General features: G+C 65.8%; 18 protein-coding genes. 10 read left to right on the forward strand and 8 right to left on the reverse strand.

What is annotated here, in order from left to right; translation table 11 throughout:
• Positions 1 to 13: 13 nt before the first annotated feature.
• The 6 genes from F792_RS0112350 to rpsB form a co-directional block, all read right to left on the reverse strand.
• Complete coding sequence (locus F792_RS0112350) at positions 14 to 850, reverse strand: phosphatidate cytidylyltransferase (RefSeq protein ID WP_018169867.1); 837 nt, start codon at positions 848 to 850, stop codon at positions 14 to 16.
• Positions 843 to 1,592, reverse strand: a complete 750-nt coding sequence (uppS, locus tag F792_RS0112355) for a polyprenyl diphosphate synthase (protein WP_026304822.1) — start codon at positions 1,590 to 1,592, stop codon at positions 843 to 845. The genes F792_RS0112350 and uppS overlap by 8 nt, the downstream gene beginning before the upstream one ends.
• 12 nt (positions 1,593 to 1,604) lie before the next feature.
• Positions 1,605 to 2,162: a ribosome recycling factor gene (gene frr / locus F792_RS0112360; RefSeq protein ID WP_018169869.1), complete on the reverse strand. Its 558-nt coding sequence runs from the start codon at positions 2,160 to 2,162 to the stop codon at positions 1,605 to 1,607.
• Entirely contained in the window at positions 2,155 to 2,892 is a 738-nt protein-coding gene (gene pyrH, locus F792_RS0112365) for a UMP kinase (RefSeq protein ID WP_018145574.1), read from the reverse strand. Before pyrH ends, frr begins: the two co-directional genes overlap by 8 nt.
• 103 nt (positions 2,893 to 2,995) lie before the next feature.
• Complete coding sequence (gene tsf / locus F792_RS0112370) at positions 2,996 to 3,865, reverse strand: translation elongation factor Ts (RefSeq protein ID WP_018145573.1); 870 nt, start codon at positions 3,863 to 3,865, stop codon at positions 2,996 to 2,998.
• Between the two features lie 60 nt (positions 3,866 to 3,925).
• On the reverse strand, positions 3,926 to 4,702 hold the full coding sequence (gene rpsB / locus F792_RS0112375; protein ID WP_018145572.1) for a 30S ribosomal protein S2: 777 nt from the start codon (positions 4,700 to 4,702) through the stop codon (positions 3,926 to 3,928).
• Positions 4,703 to 4,946: 244 nt separating this feature from the next.
• On the opposite strand from rpsB, the gene map reads away from it, so the two are divergent.
• Together map and glnD are read left to right on the forward strand one after the other, a co-directional pair.
• Complete coding sequence (gene map, locus F792_RS0112380) at positions 4,947 to 5,732, forward strand: type I methionyl aminopeptidase (protein ID WP_018145571.1); 786 nt, start codon at positions 4,947 to 4,949, stop codon at positions 5,730 to 5,732.
• Between the two features lie 58 nt (positions 5,733 to 5,790).
• Positions 5,791 to 8,466, forward strand: a complete 2,676-nt coding sequence (gene glnD / locus F792_RS0112385; RefSeq protein WP_018169870.1) for a [protein-PII] uridylyltransferase — start codon at positions 5,791 to 5,793, stop codon at positions 8,464 to 8,466.
• Positions 8,467 to 8,477: 11 nt separating this feature from the next.
• Here the strand turns inward: glnD and F792_RS0112390 are convergent, their stop codons facing one another.
• Positions 8,478 to 9,245 carry an OmpA family protein gene (locus tag F792_RS0112390; protein ID WP_018169871.1) on the reverse strand — a complete coding sequence of 256 codons (768 nt, stop codon included), beginning with the start codon at positions 9,243 to 9,245 and terminating at the stop codon, positions 8,478 to 8,480.
• Positions 9,245 to 10,300: a hypothetical protein gene (locus tag F792_RS0112395; RefSeq protein WP_018169872.1), complete on the reverse strand. Its 1,056-nt coding sequence runs from the start codon at positions 10,298 to 10,300 to the stop codon at positions 9,245 to 9,247. The genes F792_RS0112390 and F792_RS0112395 overlap by 1 nt, the downstream gene beginning before the upstream one ends.
• Positions 10,301 to 10,691: 391 nt before the next feature.
• Here F792_RS0112395 and F792_RS0112400 point away from each other — a divergent pair, with 391 nt between their 5' ends.
• The 8 genes from F792_RS0112400 (at position 10,692) to hpnC (ending at position 19,702) form a co-directional block, all read left to right on the forward strand.
• Positions 10,692 to 11,552 (forward strand): PhnD/SsuA/transferrin family substrate-binding protein, encoded by an 861-nt coding sequence (locus tag F792_RS0112400; protein WP_026305974.1) that lies wholly within the window; start codon positions 10,692 to 10,694, stop codon positions 11,550 to 11,552.
• A 321-nt stretch (positions 11,553 to 11,873) separates the two neighbouring features.
• On the forward strand, positions 11,874 to 14,666 hold the full coding sequence (locus F792_RS0112405) for an EAL domain-containing protein (protein ID WP_018169874.1): 2,793 nt from the start codon (positions 11,874 to 11,876) through the stop codon (positions 14,664 to 14,666).
• Between the two features lie 108 nt (positions 14,667 to 14,774).
• Positions 14,775 to 15,395: an NAD(P)H:quinone oxidoreductase gene (gene wrbA / locus F792_RS0112410; protein ID WP_018169875.1), complete on the forward strand. Its 621-nt coding sequence runs from the start codon at positions 14,775 to 14,777 to the stop codon at positions 15,393 to 15,395.
• Between the two features lie 131 nt (positions 15,396 to 15,526).
• Positions 15,527 to 15,919: a DoxX family protein gene (locus F792_RS0112415; protein ID WP_018169876.1), complete on the forward strand. Its 393-nt coding sequence runs from the start codon at positions 15,527 to 15,529 to the stop codon at positions 15,917 to 15,919.
• 82 nt (positions 15,920 to 16,001) lie between these two features.
• Positions 16,002 to 17,336: a TRZ/ATZ family hydrolase gene (locus F792_RS0112420; protein WP_018169877.1), complete on the forward strand. Its 1,335-nt coding sequence runs from the start codon at positions 16,002 to 16,004 to the stop codon at positions 17,334 to 17,336.
• Between the two features lie 14 nt (positions 17,337 to 17,350).
• Positions 17,351 to 18,097, forward strand: a complete 747-nt coding sequence (gene ubiG, locus F792_RS0112425; RefSeq protein ID WP_018145562.1) for a bifunctional 2-polyprenyl-6-hydroxyphenol methylase/3-demethylubiquinol 3-O-methyltransferase UbiG — start codon at positions 17,351 to 17,353, stop codon at positions 18,095 to 18,097.
• The gene (gene gph / locus F792_RS0112430; protein ID WP_018169878.1) at positions 18,094 to 18,783 is read left to right on the forward strand and encodes a phosphoglycolate phosphatase; all 690 of its coding nucleotides are present in this window, start codon (positions 18,094 to 18,096) and stop codon (positions 18,781 to 18,783) included. The genes ubiG and gph overlap by 4 nt, the downstream gene beginning before the upstream one ends.
• Positions 18,784 to 18,832: 49 nt before the next feature.
• A complete protein-coding gene (gene hpnC, locus F792_RS0112435; protein ID WP_018169879.1) occupies positions 18,833 to 19,702 on the forward strand; it encodes a squalene synthase HpnC in 870 nt (289 codons plus the stop codon).
• Positions 19,703 to 19,729: the final 27 nt, after the last annotated feature.

Below are 19,729 nucleotides of genomic sequence, written 5' to 3' on the forward strand. Positions count from 1 at the left end.
GCGTCCGTTCGCGCTATGCCGCCACCGGCGGGGCCGGAATCAGCGCCAGCCACAACAACCCGGCCAGGAAAACCGGAGCCGCCGCGACCATGCTGTCGAACCGGTCCAGAATACCCCCGTGGCCCGGCAGCAAGGAACCACTGTCCTTCTCGCCAGCCTGTCGCTTCAGGATGCTCTCGAACAGGTCCCCCACGACCGAGACCAGCCCGATCAGCACCGACAGCAGCAGGAATACCATCGCGTCCATCGGCTCGAGGCCCCAAACGGCCGCCACCACGATCGCGAAGGCCAGCACCGTCAGTAGCCCGCCAAGCAAGCCCTCGCGGGTCTTCCCCGGACTGATATGCGGCGCCAACGGGTTGCGCCCGAACGCCTTCCCGGCGAAATACGCCCCGGTGTCGGCCAGGCCAACCAGCACCACCAGATAGACCACCAGCAAAGGCGCCAGGGCATGCAGCCAAACCAGGCCCATTCCCGCCGGCACCAACGTCATGATCGCGGCCACCGCAAAGAGGGTCCGACTGGATGCCGGTGCGGCCTTCTCGCGTTCGCGATAAAACGGCAACAGCAACAGGATCACCAGCCACCACAGCAACACCAGACCCAGGATCAGGTAGTGCAACCCCGCAACCGGCGCCAGACCAAGCGCAACCACGGGAACCACCACGGCCGCCACCAGCGCACCGCGTGCCAACGGGTTTTCGAGCCCGGCCAGTCCGCCCCACTCCCAGGTCGCCAACCCGAGGACCAGCGCGACCAGCGCCAGCACCGCCCAGTTCGGGCCCCAGGCCACCAGAGCCAGCGCCGGCAAACCCAGCGCCGCGGCCGTCAGAATCCGTTGTTTAAGCACTCGGCACCTCCCGCGCACTTGCCTCGGCGGCTCCGGTCACGCAGCCGAAACGCCGCTGGCGACTCGCATACCACGCCAGCCCCTGTCGCAGATCATCGGCTGTGATGTCCGGCCAGAACGTCTCGACGAAGAGCAACTCGGCATACGCCGCCTGCCACAGGAGGAAATTGCTGATGCGGCGTTCGCCGCCGGTGCGGATCAACAGATCGACGTCGGGCATCCCGGCCGTGCTCAAATAGCCGGCGAAAGAAGTCTCGGGATTCGCCCCTTCGTCGCCGGCGGCCACCCAGCGGCGGGCCGCCTGCAGGATGTCCCAGCGGCCACCGTATCCCAGTGCCACGACAACCCGCATACCCTCGTTGGCGGCAGAGGCCTGCTCGGCTTCCGCCATCCGCGTCTGCAGATCCGACGGGAAGCTTGCGCGATCGCCAATAAAGGTGAGCGCGATCCCGCGCTCGATCAGTTCCGGGAGTTCCGCCTCGATGGCGGACACAAACAGATCGAACAGTGCCTCGACCTCTTCGCGCGGGCGGCCCCAGTTCTCGCTGCTAAAGGCGAACAGCGTCAGGGTGCCCACGCCTTGTTCGGCGAAAAACCGCACGGCATGCCGCGTCGCCTCCAGCCCCGCCCGGTGGCCTTCGGAACGACTCAGACCTCGGGCCTCGGCCCAACGCCCGTTGCCGTCCATGACGATGGCCACGTGCGCAGGGAGCGCCTCGCTGGGTGAAGTAGTAACCGGCATCGCCTGCGCCGGTCAGACTTCCATCAACTCGGCTTCCTTGTCCGCAAGCATCGCGTCGACCTTGGCGATGTGGTCGTCGGTCAGCTTCTGGATCAGCTCCTGCGCCTTGTGCTCGTCGTCTTCGGACATCTCCTTGTCCTTGACCAGCTGCTTGAAGGCGTTGTTGGCATCCCGCCGGATATTGCGCACGGCCACCCGCGCGTGCTCGGCTTCGGCCCGGACGACCTTGACCAGGTCACGCCGACGCTCTTCGGTCAGCGCCGGCAGCGGCACACGGATCGTCGTCCCCATGCTCGCCGGATTGAGTCCCAGATCCGAAGTCATGATGGCCTTCTCGATCTTGCCGACCATGTCCTTCTCGTACGGGACCACGGAGAGCGTGCGTGCGTCCTCGGCATTGATGTTCGCGACCTGGTTGATCGGCACATCCATGCCGTAGTACTCCACATGCACATGTTCGAGCAGCGTGGGGTGCGCACGGCCGGTTCGAATCTTCGATAGCTCGTTGCGCAACGCTTCCAGGCTCTTGTCCATGCGTTCGCGCGCATCTTTCAGGGTGGCGTCACTCATTACGGGCTCCCTCGACCAAGGTGCCGACCGCCTCGCCCATCACGAGCCGCTGCAGGTCGCCCTTGGCAAACATGTTCATTACACGGATCGGCAGGCCATTGTCTCGGCACATCACCAGGGCCGTGGTATCCATTACGCCCAGACGCTGTTCCAGCGCATCGTCGAAGGTCAGCCGCTCGTAGCGTCGGGCATCCTTGGTGGTCATCGGATCGGCATCGTAGACCCCGTCGACCTTGGTCGCCTTGATCATGATGTCGGCGTTGATCTCGATCGCCCGCAGGCTCGCCGCGGAATCCGTGGTGAAGAACGGATTGCCGGTTCCGGCCGCAAACACCACGATGCGCCCCTTTTCCAGGTGCCGTACCGCACGCCGGCGGATGTAGTCCTCGCACACCTGGTTGATGCGGATCGCCGACATCACCCGCGAAAAACGCCCGGCGCGCTCGATCGCATCCTGCAGCGCCAACGCATTGATCACCGTTGCCAGCATGCCCATGTGGTCGCCGGTCACCCGGTCCATGCCGCCTTGTGCCAGCCCCGCACCACGGAAGATGTTGCCGCCACCGATCACGATGCCGACCTCGACCCCCATGCGGGAGAGCTCCGAGACCTCTTCGGCCACCTGCGCCAGGACATCCGGGTCAACCCCATAGGATTGCTGACCCATCAGGGCCTCCCCACTCAACTTCAGAAGGATGCGCCGGAACGCGGGCTGGCTGTCCTGACTCATGGGGTTCCTTATCTCGGGCTCGGTTGTTCTCGCTTGCCAGTTTTTTCTGGCCCTTTTATCCGGAAGCGGCCGCATCAAGCGGCCGCCCCGGAGTCCTGCTGGATCAGGCGCCGCGCGCCTGAGCCATTACCTCTTCGGCAAAGTTCTCGGTCTTCTTCTCGATCCCCTCGCCCACCTCGAAGCGGATGAAGCCGGAGACCGAAGCCCCCTTGCTTTCCAGCAGCTGTGCGACCGTCTGATCGGGATCCTTCACGAACGGCTGGCCCACCAGGGTGATCTCGCCCAGATACTTGCGGATACGCCCCTCGATCATCTTCTCGATGATGTTCTCCGGCTTGCCCGATTCCTCGGCCTGGGCCTTGAAGATCGCACGTTCCTTGTCGAGCATCTCGGTCGGCACCTGACTCTCGTCGATGCACACCGGATGGCTCGCCGCGATATGCATCGCGATATCCTTGGCCAGCTGCTCGTCACCACCGTTCAGACCAACCAGCACGCCAATCCGGGCACCATGCTGATAGAAACCCAGCGCACCTTCCGCCGTCATGCGTTCGAAACGGCGGACCTGGACGTTCTCGCCGACCTTGGCGATCAGCTGAGTACGCTGCTCTTCCAGGGTCTGACCATCGACGGTCTCGGTCATCAGGCCTTCCACCGAATCGGCGGCGGTGTTCAGCGCCACATTGGCGCAGGCGCTGGTGAAGGCACGGAAGTTGTCGTCATTGCCGACGAAGTCCGTCTCGCAGTTGATCTCGACGATCACCGCGCGCGAACCGTCGCTGGCAATCTCGACGCGACCTTCGGCCGCGACACGATCCGCCTTTTTGTCGGCCTTGGCCATGCCGGACTTGCGCATTGCCTCGACCGCCGCTTCCAGATCGCCGCCGGTTTCGGTCAGGGCCTTCTTGCATTCCATCATGCCGGCGCCAGTGCGCTCGCGCAGTTCTTTTACTTGTGCAGCAGTAATCTGCATCGTTGCTTGCTCCTGAATCATGCTCGAGCCGGCCGCCAGCGTGGCGACCGGCTCCTGTTATCAAGCGGGGTTGGCGGGCGACGCGGTGTCGGGGGCGTCAGTCGTTGCAGCGGCCGGCTCGGCGGCTTCTGCTTCGCCCATGCCACCCGTGGTCACCGCACCCTTGGCCTCGATGATGGTATCGGCGATCGCAGCCACATAGAGCTGAATCGCACGCATCGCGTCATCGTTGCCCGGGATCACGTAATCCACGCCTTCCGGGGAATGGTTGGAATCCACCACGGCGACGACCGGAATGCCGCGCTTCTTCGCCTCGGCCACCGCAATCTTCTCGTAGCCGACGTCAATCACGAACATCGCATCGGGCATGCGGTTCATGTCCTTGATACCGCCCAGGCTGCGATCCAGCTTGTCCTTTTCGCGGCGACGGCTCAGGGCCTCGCGCTTGTTCAGGACCTGGAAGCTGCCATCGGCGTCCATCGTCTCGAGGTCCTTCAGGCGCTTGATCGACTGCTTGACGGTGTTGAAGTTGGTCAGCATGCCGCCCAGCCAGCGGTGGCTCACGTGCGGCATGCCGCAACGGTTTGCCTCTTCGGCCACCACGTCGCGGGCCGAGCGCTTGGTGCCGACGAACATGATCTGGCCACCGTCGGCAGCGATCTTGCCGAGGAAGTTCAACGCATCGTTGAACATCGGCAGGGACTTCTCGAGGTTGATGATATGAATCTTGTTGCGTTCCCCGAAGATGTACGGGGCCATCTTGGGATGCCAGTAACGCGTCTGGTGGCCGAAGTGCACACCGGCCTCCAGCATCTGTCGCATAGTCACGAGGGACATGAGTTTTCTCCTGTAACGGGTTGAGCCTCCACGCATCCCGATCTGAAACCCGAACCGAATCTTCTCCGAGGGCGGGCACCCGACAGATCGTGCCGATGCGTGTGTGGATTAAGGTTTCGGGAGTCGCCCCGCAAAAGGCGGCTTCCGACCCCGCCGAATTGCCAGCGAGGCGCGCGCTTTATAGCATAGGACACTTACCCGAACCAAACGCCGAGCCCCTCCGGGCGCCGCGGCGGGAGCCCCCATGTCCGTTTCCATCAAGACCCCCGAAGAGATCGAACACATGCGCGTCGCCGGCCGCCTGGCCGCCGAAGTCCTCGAGATGATCGAGCCCCACGTGCAAGCCGGCGTGACGACCGGGGAACTGGACCGGATCTGTCACGACTACATCGTGAACACCCAGGACGCGATCCCGGCCCCACTCAACTATCGCGGCTTCCCAAGGTCGATCTGTACCTCGGTGAACCATCAGGTCTGCCACGGCATCCCGGGGGATCGCAAGCTGAAGAACGGCGATATCCTCAATATCGATATCACCGTGATCAAGGACGGCTTCCACGGCGACACCAGCCGCATGTTCGTGATCGGCAAGGCCGGTATCCAGGCCCAGCGGGTGATCGACGTGGCACGTACCAGCATGTACCTCGGCATCCAGCAGGTTCGCCCGGGCGCAACGCTGGGCGATATCGGCCACGCGATTCAGGTGTACGCCGAGGCACAACGCTGCTCCGTGGTGCGCGAGTTCTGCGGCCACGGGATCGGGCGCGGCTTCCACGAGGATCCGCAGGTCCTGCACTATGGCAAGCCTGGCACCGGCATGACCCTGAGAGAAGGCATGTGCTTTACCATCGAGCCGATGATCAATGCCGGCCGCCGCCACACCCGCATCCTGGCGGATGGCTGGACCGCCGTGACCAAGGATCACAGTCCGTCGGCGCAGTGGGAACACACACTACTGGTCACCGCCGACGGATACGAGATCCTGACCCTGCGCAAGGACGAAACCCCACCGCAGGAGATCGCGGCCTGATCGAACGCCATCACGCCTGTTCCCCGCCGATTCGAACCGCCCACTCCACGGAGCCCCAATGAATCCTGCGGGCAGCACCCCCGGCGAACTCGATACTCCGGCCTTCACCCCCGGCTGGGGCGAGGACTACCAGCGGCTGAGCCGCAACCCGGGGAATATTGCGCTGTTTCGGGACCGGCGCCGCGCCATCCTGGAACAGCAATACCAGGGCTTTCGCGACGGCATGCCGATCGCCGAGCTGATCCATGGCCACGCCCGGCGCATCGACGAGCTTCTCAAGCTGATCTGGGCTCAGAAGGGCCTCGCGGATGACGACCAGCTATGCCTGATCGCGGTCGGTGGCTATGGCCGCGGCGAACTGCACCCGGCCTCCGATATCGACATCCAGATCATCCTCGAGGGCGAACATGACCCCGCCCTCTTCGACCGGATCAGCGACTTCGTCACGTTCCTCTGGGACATCGGCATCGAGGTCGGGCACAGCGTGCGCAGTATCGACGACTGCACCCGCGAGGCGCGCGACGACATCACCGTCGCGACCAACCTGATCGAGGCCCGGTACCTGGCCGGCCATCTCAGCCTGTTCAACGACTTCCGTGGCGCCATAGAGCCCGACCGCATCTGGGACTCGCGCAGTTTCTATGCCGCCAAGCTGGCCGAACAACAAGCACGCCACCGGCGTTTTGGCGAGACCGCCTACCGCCTTGAGCCGAACGTCAAGGAAGGCCCCGGCGGCCTGCGCGACATCCAGATGATCGGCTGGGTCACCAAGCGTCATTATGGCGCCGAGCGCATCGAGGAGCTGGTGTCACTGGGCTTCCTTCGCGAGGGTGAGTTCCGCGAGATGATGGAGGGCCAGAACTTCCTCTGGCGGGTACGCTTTGCCCTGCACATGCTCGCTGGCCGCCGCGAGGACCGCCTGCTTTTCGATCTGCAGCGCCAGCTGGCCAACACCTTCGGCTTCGTCGACCAGAACCACAACCGGGCGGTCGAGCAGTTCATGCAGCGCTACTTCCGCACCATCAACGATCTCGAGCGGCTGAACGAACTGCTGCTGCAACACTTCAACGAGGCCATCCTCGACGATCCGGAAGCCCTCCAGGACCCCGTACGCATCCACCAGCGTTTCCAGGTCCGGGGCGGCTACCTCGAGGCGGCGCACGATCAGGTCTTCATGATCTATCCGCCGGCGCTGCTGGAGGTCTTCCGCCTGCTCCAGGAACACCCGGAGATCCAGGGCATCCGCGCCTCCACCATCCGCCTGATCCGGGCCCACCGCCACCTGATCGATGGGCACTTCCGCCGCAATCCGGTGTGCCGCGAGCTCTTCATGGACATCCTGCGCGCCCCGCGCGGGATCACCAGCCAGCTGCGCCGCATGAACCGCTACGGCGTGCTGGGCAATTACCTGCCGGCCTTCGGGCGCATCATCGGACGCATGCAGTACGACCTGTTCCACGCCTACACCGTGGACGAGCACACCCTGAACGTGGTGCGCAACGCGCGCCGCCTGGCGCTGCCCGAGTTCGCGCACGAACAGCCACTGGCGCACCAGATCTACTCCGGACTGGTGCGCCCCGAACGTCTGGTGCTGGCCGCCCTGTTTCACGACATCGCCAAGGGCCGCGGGGGTGATCATTCCGAGCTGGGGGCCCACGATGCCCTGCATTTCTGCCAGCATCACGGCCTGTCGGACGCGGATGCCGGCCTGGTCGCCTGGCTGGTGCGTTCCCACCTGCTGATGTCGCTGACGGCCCAGCGCAAGGACATCTCCGACCCCGAGGTCGTCATGGGTTTCGCCCGCGAGGTGGTCACCCGCGAACGCCTGGACTTTCTCTATCTGCTGACCATTGCCGATATCCGCGGAACCAATCCGGAGCTGTGGAACAGCTGGAAGGATTCCCTGCTCCAAACCCTTTATCACGCCACCCGCAATGTCCTGGACCGGGGTCTGGATACCCCGCCGGACATGGACGAACAGATCCGGCAAACCCGCACCGAGGCACTCGCGTTAATCGAACAACAAGGCTTCGATACCGATCAGGCCCGGAAGTTGTGGGACGAACTGGACGACGAATACTTCCTGCGCCATTCCGCCGACGAGATCGCCTGGCACGCCCGGGCCCTGCTGCCACTCCCCCCGGACGCCCTCCCCCTGATCCTGGTGCGCCCGAAGACCTCGCGCGGGAGCACGGAGATCTTCGTCTACGCCAGCGACCATCCCCGGATCTTCGCGCGCATCACCAGCGCCCTGACCCAGTTGGGACTGGACATCGTGGACGCACGGATCATCACGACCGCAGCCGGCCGCACGCTGGATACCTTTCTGGTTCTCGAAAGCGGCGGGGGCCAGACGGTGGATGCCGGTTATCGCTCCGAAGAGATCCGCCAGAGCCTCGAACGTGAACTCGAACGCGAAGGGACCATCCCCAACCCGGCCTCACGCCAGCTTCCACGCCGCCTCAAGCACTTCGACGTGGATACGCAGATCGAATTCGAACCCGCTGCGGGCGGCCAGGCAACGCGCATGCGGCTGCGCGCTTTGGACCGACCCGGCCTGCTGTCGACCATCGGGCATGTCCTTGCCGAGCAGGGAATCGACGTGCGGACTGCACGCATCGCCACGGCCGGGGAACAGGTCGAGGACAGTTTCCTCCTCAGCCGCCCCGACCACGCGGCGCTCGACGACGAGGATCAGGCCCGCCTGCGCAAGGCCCTGCTCGGCGCCATCTGACGGCAACCGGGTCAGCGGACGCGCGCCTCCAGAGGTCGAGGCCCTGCCTCGTCCGACGCCGTCCCCGCGCCCAGCAGGCGCGCCTCGAAATCGGTCAGGACACTGAACTCGACTCGGCGGGATGCCCGACGATCCTCCTCGCCGCGCTCGTCCAGCACCCGGCGCGAAGAGGACAACCCCACGGCCGCGACCCGCGAGCGGAACCAGTCCGCCTCCTGCAGGGGCTCCAGCTGATAGGCATATTCCAGCACCGCGCGCGTGCGGCGCTGGCTAAGATCCATGTTTCCGAAATAGGCATCCAGCGCATCGTCGCTGCCGGCCCACTCGCTGGAGGTGTGGCCCTCGATCCGCACCTCCCGAATGACCTCGGCGAACGGACGCAACTGTTCCGCGTAGCGCGGCATGAAGTCCTCGAGAATCGCCTCGAAGCGCGGCCGGATGCGTGCCGAACTGCGCTCGAACAGGACCTCCGGCTCGCGAAAGCGCAAGGTCAGGCTATCGCGGTCCAGTTCCGCATTCCAGCGCGGCAAATCCTCGCGAAACTCCTCCTCCAGAACCGAATAAATCGCCGCGCGCAAGGCGGCCGCCTCGTTGCGAACCTCGGTATGCACCGCACTCTCGCGCTCCACCTGAACCATGTGCAGCAGCGCGAGGAACAGGAAGATCATCATCAGCGCGGCCATCAGGTCCGCCACCGCCAGCCAGTGCGAACCCTGGTCGGCCTCGTTTCCCGCGGCCACACCTTGTCGCCGACGGCGTCGCGCCAACCAGGAAAACATCAGTTACGCCCGCCCGCGGAGGCGATGGCGGCGGAACGTTCCCCACCCCAGCGCGTCTCCGCCGCGAGCCCTGCCTGGACGGCATTCTCGATACTCTCGAGCATCGCCTCCAGCCGTGCGTCCATCGCCGGGAAGGCCTCGGTGGCACGATCCCGCAGGGCCGCGATGCTCCCCAGCAGGGCCTCCAGTTCCACCGTCTCGCGCCGCAGACTGGAGAGCGTCGATTCCTGATCCTCCACGTGCCGGGTGATCTGCAAGGCCTGCCCGGTCATGCGCTCCAGGGTCTGCTCGGTCTGTTCGACCCCGGCACGGGCCTGGTCGAAGGCCCGATGCAGGGTGTCCATCTGCTCGCGATACTGAGCCTGCCACTCCACCAGGCGAGCGACCGAGTCATCCAGACGCCGGAAGTTCTCGCCAAACTGTTCACCCAGGCGATCGTTGAAATCGTGGATCACCCGCTCCAGGGCCTCTACCAGGTGTCCGCTGCTCATTTCGGTGATACGTTCGGCCATGCCATCGAGCGCGCCGGTCAGTTCGCGGTGCTGTTGCTCCAGCCGGGCATCCAGGCGCTGATCGAGGGCCCGCACCGCCTCCACTACGGCCAGCGAGGCATCCCGTTGTTGTGCCGCCAGGTGCGCATTATCCAATGGTGCATCCGACGCACCCTCCGCAGACGGTTCGGGGGATGCCGTCGGTGCGGGTACCATCACCTGAACCATCCGCAACACCGCAGCCAGCAAGATGCCCACGATACTGGTCACGAAGGCCAGCTTGAGCCCCTCCAGCAAGGCCGGGATACTGGCCTCCACCCGTCCAGCATCAAAATCCAGCAGCCCAATGGCGACCCCGAGGAAGGTGCCGAGAATCCCCACGGTGGTCAGCAGCGCGGGCGCCGCTCCCTGCAAGGACTCGGCGCGGCGCAATGCCGTCGCCGTCAACGCCGCCAGGAACAGCCCAAACAGCAACAGCGCGAACAAGCCAATCACGCTTAATGGACTGAGCCCCTGCAACGTGGCCAACAGCGCCTCGGCGACCCGATCGAAAATTCCGGTCATGTGCTTCCTCCGTCCCGCGGCGCCGGTAGCGCCCGCGCGGTCGTGCGATTCGTAAGAACCGGATGCAAGCAAAAACAACGCCAGACCCACCAAAGACCGGTGGAACGGGGCTTTCAGGCATGACCGGACCGGGCGCGCCACAAGATGCCGACGGATTCCCGACACCCACGGACCAGACGGCCAAGCCCAACCAAAGCCCAATCGTCCATTCTTTGACGCCCCGGAACGGGACGAAATCGCGCGCCTGCCCCGTCTTACCTAGTGAAGCCCAATAGACGGTGGCTCCATGCCTGCGACGGTCACGCCTGCTGCGAACATGTCATGCAAGCCCACCGGCCCGCCCCGGCGGCGGCCGGCGCTCGTCTGGCTGGCACTCGCCATCCTGCTCTGGTTGCTGAGCACCCCGGCTCAGGCACAAGCCCCATTCACCTTCGGGATTCAGCCATTTGCCAGCCCGCCAGCGCTGTTCACACGCTACGCGCCCCTGCGCGACTGGCTGGGAACGGAACTCGGCCAGCCGGTACGGCTAGAGTCCGCACGCGACCTGCCGACGCTCCTCGAACGCACCCGAGAGGGCCGCTACGACTTGATCCTCGTGGCACCGCAGGTAGTGCCGCTCCTCACGGAAAACGGGCCCTACCGCTTACTGGTACGCAGCGAGGAAGAGCTGGCGATGGTCCTCCTGGTGCGGCCCGGGGGTGGCATCGATTCGCTTGCCGGCCTCGCAGGCCGATCCCTCGCAGTCCCGTACAAGGAAAGCCGCGCCGCGACCCTCGCACGCAGCCTGACTGACGCCGAGGACTGGCCCGACCCACCCGGCCCGCCCCGCTACCTGCACTATCACCACAACAACGCGGCAGTGGCCGCATTCCAACGCGGAATCGCCGATGCCCTCGTCATGATCATCGAAGGCAACGTATTGCCGGTACGACCGGATATGGAAGGCACCCGCCAACGCCACATGTCGCTGGGCGACGGAAGCCTGGTGCGTATCCTCGCCCAATCCGAACGGTTCCCGGGGCTTACCCTTCTGGTCCACAAACGTCTGGATAGCGACACCCCGCGGTTGCACCATCGCCTGATCACGCTGCAGCAGAGCCCGTCCGGCACGGCACTCCTGAGGCATATCGGACACCGCGGATTCATCGCGGCGCATGCCGGCGAGTACGCGGCCTTCCAGGGTGCGCTGGATGAGTTGGAAGCCAAATTCGATCTCCGGACCCCCATCCCGGCCGGGAACCCGACCCCGTAAGTCCAGCCCGCAGCATCCATCACGCCCGCCGCGCGGGCGCGGACCGCTCCTGGGCTTTCCGGCTTCTCCCCCGCTACCTCGCCATCCACCCACCCCAACGATCGCCCCCGACCGCCGTGGCCTTCCCCACATTTCAAATGCGGGACGGGCATCCTTCGTCCAGTACCGCTAAAATGGGCGCGATAAATCCATGGCCGCACCACGCGGTGACTCTGGCGCGCACGCAACCCGGATTCCGTCGATGCCCCTTCCCGGCCCGGCTCCAACCAGCTCTGGCCCAACCTCTGCCGGCATCGCCCCACAGGCGTCGGCGCCCCCCACATGCGCCTGAATTTCGCCTGGCAGATCATCATCGGCACCGTCGCGATCCAGGTCGCGATGGTGGCAGCGCTGATGATCAGCGGCATCTCCCAGGTGCAGCACAACCAGTCGCAGATGCTGGAACGCTTTGCCGAACAGCAGGGCCGCCTGCTCTCCAGCGCGCTGACCCCCGGCCTGGCCTACGCGGATCCGGCGATGCTGCAGGACCTGCTCGAGCTCGTCGCGGACGACTCCCATGTCCTCTATGCCGTGGTACTCGATGCCCAGGACCAGCCGATGGCGTCGGTGGGCATCTCGCCGGACACCATCCCGGCACGCCCGGACGGCACTCGCACCACGCCCGGGCAGATCGAGATCCTGCGCGACATTGAGCTGGCCGGGCAACCGCTCGGGACCCTGGCGGTGGGCTATTCCACCGATGCGATCGACGCCCTGTCCGCCACCCTCCTGCAGCGCAACGTCCTGCTGGCACTGGGCGTGCTCGTGTTGTCCATGCTGGCCGCGGTGGTCTTCAGCCTGGTTATTACTCGCCGCCTGCGCCTGTTGAACCAGGGCGGCAAGGCGCTACAGGGCGGCCGTCTGGACCATCGCATCCCGGTGCGGTCGCACGACGAGTTCGGCGACCTCGCGCGCACCTTCAACGATGTCGCCGCCCATCTGGGGTCCACCCAGACCACCCTGGAACAACAGAACCAGCAACTGAACCGCTCGGTCGCACGCCTGGAGTCCATGCTCGGCGGTGCCAATGCGATCTTGTGGGAGGCTGACCCGCGCACCCACGAATGGGAGTTCGTGTCCGGCGACACCCGCCGTCTGCTGGGCTTCCCGGCCCACAACCTGGGCCGGGGCGAGCTGCGCGCCCGGCATATCCACCCTGCCGACCTGCCGCGCGTGCAGAACGCCGCCCGCGAGAGCCGGACCAGCCCGCGCACGGTGGACTACCGCTTCGCCCATCGCGACGGCCAGTGGATCTGGCTGCGAGACATCCTCTCCTGGGCCCGTGACGCGGACGGCCGGGAGAGCCTGCGCGGCCTGACCCTGGATATCACCACCCACCGACGCACCACCGATGCTCTGGCGGAAAGCGAGAACCGCTACCGCGACGTGGTGGACCACATCTCCGAGGTCATCTTCCGTACCGATGCCGAAGGCCACTGGACCCTGCTGAATCCAGCCTGGGAGGCCCTGACGGGGTTCAGCGTGGAAGAGACTCTCGGCCGCCCGCTGTGCGACTTTGTAGCCCCCGAGGACCACGACGACGCCCATAGCTTCTGTGCCACCCTCCTCGAGGGCGGCTCCCATTCGCAATCCGAGGAGATCCGTCTGCGCACCCGCGACGGTGACATCCGCTGGGTCAGCATCTACGCCAGTGCCCGCTTCGATGACCACGACCAGGTGATGGCGACCTTCGGCACGATGACCGACATCTCCGATCGCAAGCAGGCCGAGGACGAGATCCGGCGTCTCGCCTTCTTCGACGGGCTGACCCAACTGCCCAATCGCACCCTGCTGCACGACCGGCTGGGTCAGAGTCTCGCCAATACCGAACGCACCCGACTGCATGGCGCGTTGCTGTTCATCGATCTCGACAACTTCAAGGACATCAACGACACCCTCGGCCATGCAGTCGGCGACGACCTGCTACGCCAGGTCGCCGAGCGCATGCTGAACTCCGTGCGCGAGGCGGACACCCTCGCCCGCCTCGGGGGCGACGAGTTTGTCATCATCCTCAATGATCTCCACCCGGACCCGGCACGCGCGGCGACCCAGGCCGAGGCCGTGGGTCGCAAGCTCATCGAGATTCTGCGCGATCCATTCAAGCTGGCGGGACAGAGGCGGCATGTAACGCCCAGTATCGGCGCCACACTGTTCAGCGGCCGCAGTCTGAGCGTGGAGGAGATCCTCAAGCAGGCGGACCTCGCCATGTACCGGGCCAAGAACGCCGGGCGCAACACTGTGCGCTTCTACGACCCCGAGCTGCACCGCGCCGTCGAGGCCCGATTCGAACTGGAGAGCGAGCTTCGCCACGCCCTGGATCAGGACGCCTTCAGCGTGCACTACCAGCCACAGGTGAACACGTCGGGCGCGGTTATCGGGGCCGAGATCCTGCTGCGCTGGAAGCACGCCAGCCGCGGGATGATCTCGCCCGCCGAGTTCATCCCCGTGGCTGAACAGACCGGTCTGATTGTCCCGATTGGCCGCAAGGTGCTGCGCGCGGCCTGTGAGCAGCTGGCCGCCTGGAAACACCAGCCCGCCTTTCGGGACCTCACCCTGTCGGTCAACGTCAGCGCGCGCCAATTCCGGCACAAGTACTTCGTGCGCGATCTGGCCGAGACGCTCGAGGCTACCGGCGCCCCGGGGCACCGCCTGAAGCTGGAGCTGACCGAGAGCATGCTGCTCGAAAACGTGGAGACCGTCATTGCCCACATCGAGGAATTGCGGAGCTTCGGCATCGAGTTCTCCCTGGACGACTTCGGGACCGGCTACTCCTCTCTCGCCTACCTCAAGCGACTGCCCCTCGCTCAGCTGAAGATCGATCAGTCCTTCGTACGCGACGTCCTGGACGATCCCAACGATGCCGCGATCGCCCAGATGGTGGTCAACCTGGCTCACACCCTCGACCTGGACGTCATCGCCGAAGGTGTCGAGAACGACCAGCAGCGGGCCTTCCTGTTCGGCCTCGGCTGCCGCCACTTTCAGGGCTACCTGTACGGCCATCCCGACACGCTGGCAGAACTTGAGGCCCTGGTACTGCGCCAGAGCGGCAACGGAAACGCCGCAACCCACCCCTAACCATTCGTATTATTCGAATCGTTTGAGCCGTTTTTCGCCATTTTCATTCGTATAAATCGGATCTAAGGTTGCGGGTATTGCAACCTAGCCAACCAGAGGCGACTCGCCATGAGCACCAAGATCCTGATCCTGTACTACTCCACCTGGGGCCACATCGAGCAGATGGCCGAAGCTGTGGCTCGCGGCGCCCGTGAGGTCCCGGAGACCGAAGTCACGATCAAGCGCGTCCCCGAGCTGATGCCGGACGACGTGGCCCGCAATGCCGGCGCCAAGCTCGACCAGGCCGCCCCCATCGCCAAGCCCGAAGAACTGGCGGACTACGACGCGATCATCATCGGCACCCCTACCCGCTTCGGCCGGATGGCCGCGCAGATGGCCAATTTCCTCGATCAAACCGGTGCCCTGTGGTTCGGCGACAAGCTGGTCGGCAAGGTCGGGAGCGTGTTCAGTTCCACCGCCTCGCAGCACGGCGGCCAGGAGACCACCCTGATCTCGACCATCGTGAACCTGCTGCACTACGGTATGACCGTGGTTGGTCTACCCTACACCGAGAAGCGCCTGCTCGATGTCAGCGAGGTCTGCGGCGGCACCCCCTACGGGGCGACCACGCTGGCCGACGGCGACGGCTCGCGCCAGCCGAGCGAGAACGAACTGGGCATGGCCGCCTCGCAGGGGCGTCACGTCGCCGAGGTCGCCCGGGCCCAGCGTCTGGGGCGCGACGCCGGCTGACCCGCCACAGGTACATCCCAAAGGGGCGCATGCCCTGGCCGGATGTTGCCCGGGGACAAACCCGGTCGGGCACAGGCCCGACCGTAGCGACTGGGGACATCGATCCGCAGCACGACAAGGAGAGGATGGCAATGGACAACACGCTAGACGACAGTGGCAAGCTCGTACTCCGCCTGGCCCTCGGGATCATGATCCTGCTGCACGGCATCGCCAAGCTGACTGGCGGGATCAGCGGCATCGAAGGCATGGTTACCAACGCCGGACTCCCGGCGATCCTCGCCTATGGCGTCTACATCGGCGAGATCCTCGCCCCGATCCTCGTCATCATCGGCCTGTATTCGCGCATCGGCGCGGTGATTATCGCCATCAACATGCTCTTCGCCATCGCGCTCGCCCACACCCACGAGGTCTTCCTGCTCACCGGCACCGGCGGCTGGGCCCTCGAGCTGCAGGGCATGTTCCTGTTCACGGCCATCGCCCTGGCACTGACCGGTCCGGGCCGCCTGGCGATTAATCGCTGGTAGTCCCGGCCGTTTCCCGGGGCGGCGCAATGCCGCCCCTTTCGGGTACCATGCGCGACCCTGGCCCCCGCGCAGACATACCGCCATGCACAACGCCCAGACGCTGATCCTCGGCGCCCCGCAGATCCTCCCGGTCATTCCCCGCGACACCATCCTGCGGGATCACGCCCTGGTGATTCGTAACGGCGTGATCGAAGCCATCGAGCCGCAAGCCACCGCTCGCGCAAACCATCCCGACGCCGAGTACCGGGACCACCCCGGACAGGTCCTGATCCCGGGCCTGGTGAACGCCCATACGCATTCCGGCATGAGCCTCCTGCGCGGCATCGGCAGCGACCACACATTGATGGATTGGCTCAAGCGCTATATCTGGCCCGCCGAGGGCAAGCTGCTCTCCCCCGAATTCGTACGCGCAGGCACCCGCCTCTCCATAGCCGAGATGCTGCGCGGGGGCACGACGTGCTTCAGTGACATGTACCTGTTTGTGGACGATGCGGCCCGGGTGGTCGACGAGACCGGCATCCGCGCCTCGCTGGGCCTCACCGTGTTCGACTTCCCAACGCCCTGGGCAAGCACGGCAGACGAATACTTCCAGCGCGGCGCAGACGTCGTCGCGAACTGGGGGCACCATGACCGCATCGCCTTCAATGTCGCCCCGCACGCGCCATACACCGTGGGGGATACAAGCCTGGAGCGCGTGGCGGCCCGTGCCCGCGAACTGAACGTGCCCATCCACATGCATGTCCACGAGACGGCCAGCGAGGTCGCCGACGCCCTGCGCGACCAGGGCGAACGACCATTGGCCCGCCTCGCACGCCTTGGCATGCTGGACCAGCCCTTCATCGCGGTGCACATGACCCAGGTAGACGATACCGATCTGGATCTGCTGCGCGAACGCCCGATCTCCATCGCCCACTGCCCGGAATCCAATCTGAAACTCGCCTCCGGCTTCTGCCCGGTCACGCGGTTACAGGCCGCCGGCATCAACATCGCCCTCGGGACCGACGGCACCGCCTCCAACAACGATCTCGACATGATCGGCGAGATGCGCACCGCTGCACTGCTGGCCAAGGGCGTCAGTGGCGATGCCGCCGCCCTGCCCGCCACCGCCGCGCTGGAAATGGCGACGCTGGGGAGTGCCAAAGCCCTGGGACTCGCGGATCGGATCGGCTCCCTGGAGCCCGGCAAACAGGCCGATGTGGTCGCAGTAGACCTGCAGGCGCTGGAACTGCAACCGGCGCACGACCCCAGTGCACAGATCGTTTACGCCGCCACCCGCGATGCCGTGCGCGATGTCTACGTGGCCGGACGGCCGTTGCTACGCGACCGCGAACTGCTTACGCTGAACTCGCAGGATCTCCACGCCGAAGCCGAGTACTGGCGCATCCGGGTGCTGGAAACCCAGCAGCCCACTGCCTGAGCGAGACAGACGCCATGAGCCCCGAACCCCTCTCCCAAACTTCTGCGCACGCAAACGTCGATAGCGCCGAGATCCACAAATTCACCCATCGGGCCCACGAATGGTGGGACCCGAAGGGCCCCTTCGCCACGTTGCACGCGATCAACCCGTTGCGCCTCGAATGGATCGACGGCCAGGCCGATCTCGCCGGCAAGAAGGTGCTGGATGTAGGCTGCGGCGCCGGCATCCTCTCCGAGGCAATGGCGGTTCGCGGCGCTCAGGTCACCGCGCTGGACGCCGGCGCCGAACACCTGGAGGTGGCGCGCGAACATGCGGTGGAGGCAGGGCTTGAGATCCACTACCTGCACACCACCGCCGAGGCACACGCCGAACGTCACGCCGGCGACTACGACGTGGTGACCTGCCTGGAGATGCTGGAACACGTGCCCGATCCGGATGCCGTCATCGACGCCCTTGCAAAGCTCGTGCGCCCCGGCGGCTGGCTGTTCCTGTCCACCATCAACCGAACTCCGCGCGCCTTTGCCGAGGCCATCGTGGGGGCCGAATACGTGTTGCACATGCTGCCCACCGGCACCCATGAGTACGGCCGCTTCATCCGTCCCTCCGAACTGGGCACCGCCCTGCGCCGCCACGGGTTCGAGGTCACCGCGATGACCGGCCTGACCTATTCGCCCCTGAGCGGGCGTTATCGCCTGGTCGCCCGCACCGACGTGAACTACCTGATGGCCGCCCGCCGCGACGAAGCCGGCCCCGACGAATGACCCACGAACTCGGATCGGTCCTGTTCGACCTCGACGGGACCCTGCTGGACACCGCTCCCGACATGCATGCGGCCCTGGTCACCCTGATGGCCGAACACGACCGTGCGCCGCTGGCGTTCGAGGTCGTGCGTAACTTTGTCTCCCACGGGTCCCGGGCCCTGGTGGATCTCGCCTTCCCGGACGCCGATCCCGCCTTCGCGGAGCATCTCAAGAAGCGCTACCTGGAGATCTACGCCCGCGACCTGTGCCGGACCACCGCCCTGTTTCCCGGACTCGCAGAGCTGCTGGACGCCTGCGAGGCCCGCGGCTGGTCCATCGGCGTGGTGACCAACAAGCCGGGCTGGCTGACCGATCCACTGCTGGAGGCCCTCGGGCTGCATGCGCGCATGGCAGCCGTCGTCAGCGGCGATACCCTGCCCCAGCGCAAACCCGCCCCGGAACCCATGTGGCTGGCCGCCCGGCAGACTGGCCTGCCGCCGGAACGCCACTGCTACTGGGGCGATGCAGAACGCGACATCGCGGCCGGACGGGCCGCCGGCATGCCCACCCTGATCGCCAACTGGGGCTACATCGACGCCAACCAGCGTCCGGATCAATGGGGCGCCGATGCCGCCCTGGAACAGCCGAACGACTTCTGGGCCTGGTACGCCGACGGAGCCGCCACGGAGCCCGGGCTTGCGCGCTGAATCCGCCCACCCCGGCGCCCCGCACGCCGGAAACAGGGCCTGAGCACCCATGTCGCCCCGTATCCGTTCGGCCTACCGCCACTGTCGCCAGCGTGCCAAGGCGCATTACGAGAACTTCCCCGTGGCCTCCTGGCTGCTGCCCAGTCGCCTGCGCGGCCCCGTAGCGGCGATCTACTGCTTCGCACGCGATGCCGACGACCTGGCCGACGAGGACCCGCGTCCGGTCGCCGAGCGGCGCCAGGCGCTGCTGACGATGCAGGAACGGGTGCAGATCCTGGAAGACCCCGCCGCCGAACACGAACCCGAATGGATTGCCCTTGCCGACGCCCGCGCCCGCTTCGACCTCCCGGCCGCGCCGTTCTCCGACCTGATCGACGCCTTCCTGCAGGATCTGGAACAGACCCGCTATGCGACCTTCGGCGAGGTCATGGACTACTGCCGCCGCTCAGCCAACCCGGTTGGCCGGCTGATGCTGCACCTGAACGGCAACCCGACCGACGAGATGCTGGGGTACTCGGACGCCATCTGCTCGGCGCTGCAGCTGATCAACTTCTACCAGGACCTGCAGCAGGACCTGCAGGAGAACAACCGCATCTACCTGCCGCAGGAAGAGATGGACCAGTACGGCGTGACCGAAGCGATGCTGGCCACCGGGCAGACCACCTTCCAGCTACGCAACCTGATGCAGTTTCAATACGCCCGCGCCGACCGGCTGCTGCGCGCCGGGGCGCCGCTGGGCGGCATGCTGCGCGGGCGCATGGGCCTGGAGATCTGCGCAATCATCAACGGCGGGGCGCGCATCCTATGGCGGCTGCGCCAGCAGGATGACGTCTTTGCCCGCCCGCGCCTGCGTACCCGCGACGCCTGGATCATCCTGAGCCACAGCCTGCGCCCGCGGCGGCGCACCCGGGCCCGCTGACGGGGCCTTTTGCATCAGGCGCGTTTC

It is taken from the genome of Thioalkalivibrio sp. ALMg9 (assembly GCF_000380625.1).
GTDB lineage: Bacteria > Pseudomonadota > Gammaproteobacteria > Ectothiorhodospirales > Ectothiorhodospiraceae > Thioalkalivibrio > Thioalkalivibrio versutus.

What these genes read in the sequence shown, in the direction of transcription:
- frr (WP_018169869.1), bottom strand. Translation starts at nt 2,162, where the DNA reads ATGAGTGACGCCACCCTGAAAGATGCGCGCGAACGCATGGACAAGAGC.
- F792_RS0112415 (WP_018169876.1), top strand. Translation starts at nt 15,527, where the DNA reads ATGGACAACACGCTAGACGACAGTGGCAAGCTCGTACTCCGCCTGGCC.
- tsf (WP_018145573.1), bottom strand. Translation starts at nt 3,865, where the DNA reads ATGCAGATTACTGCTGCACAAGTAAAAGAACTGCGCGAGCGCACTGGC.
- ubiG (WP_018145562.1), top strand. Translation starts at nt 17,351, where the DNA reads ATGAGCCCCGAACCCCTCTCCCAAACTTCTGCGCACGCAAACGTCGAT.
- F792_RS0112420 (WP_018169877.1), top strand. Translation starts at nt 16,002, where the DNA reads ATGCACAACGCCCAGACGCTGATCCTCGGCGCCCCGCAGATCCTCCCG.
- wrbA (WP_018169875.1), top strand. Translation starts at nt 14,775, where the DNA reads ATGAGCACCAAGATCCTGATCCTGTACTACTCCACCTGGGGCCACATC.
- gph (WP_018169878.1), top strand. Translation starts at nt 18,094, where the DNA reads ATGACCCACGAACTCGGATCGGTCCTGTTCGACCTCGACGGGACCCTG.
- hpnC (WP_018169879.1), top strand. Translation starts at nt 18,833, where the DNA reads ATGTCGCCCCGTATCCGTTCGGCCTACCGCCACTGTCGCCAGCGTGCC.
- F792_RS0112395 (WP_018169872.1), bottom strand. Translation starts at nt 10,300, where the DNA reads ATGACCGGAATTTTCGATCGGGTCGCCGAGGCGCTGTTGGCCACGTTG.
- F792_RS0112405 (WP_018169874.1), top strand. Translation starts at nt 11,874, where the DNA reads ATGCGCCTGAATTTCGCCTGGCAGATCATCATCGGCACCGTCGCGATC.
- map (WP_018145571.1), top strand. Translation starts at nt 4,947, where the DNA reads ATGTCCGTTTCCATCAAGACCCCCGAAGAGATCGAACACATGCGCGTC.
- pyrH (WP_018145574.1), bottom strand. Translation starts at nt 2,892, where the DNA reads ATGAGTCAGGACAGCCAGCCCGCGTTCCGGCGCATCCTTCTGAAGTTG.
- uppS (WP_026304822.1), bottom strand. Translation starts at nt 1,592, where the DNA reads ATGCCGGTTACTACTTCACCCAGCGAGGCGCTCCCTGCGCACGTGGCC.
- rpsB (WP_018145572.1), bottom strand. Translation starts at nt 4,702, where the DNA reads ATGTCCCTCGTGACTATGCGACAGATGCTGGAGGCCGGTGTGCACTTC.
- F792_RS0112390 (WP_018169871.1), bottom strand. Translation starts at nt 9,245, where the DNA reads ATGTTTTCCTGGTTGGCGCGACGCCGTCGGCGACAAGGTGTGGCCGCG.
- glnD (WP_018169870.1), top strand. Translation starts at nt 5,791, where the DNA reads ATGAATCCTGCGGGCAGCACCCCCGGCGAACTCGATACTCCGGCCTTC.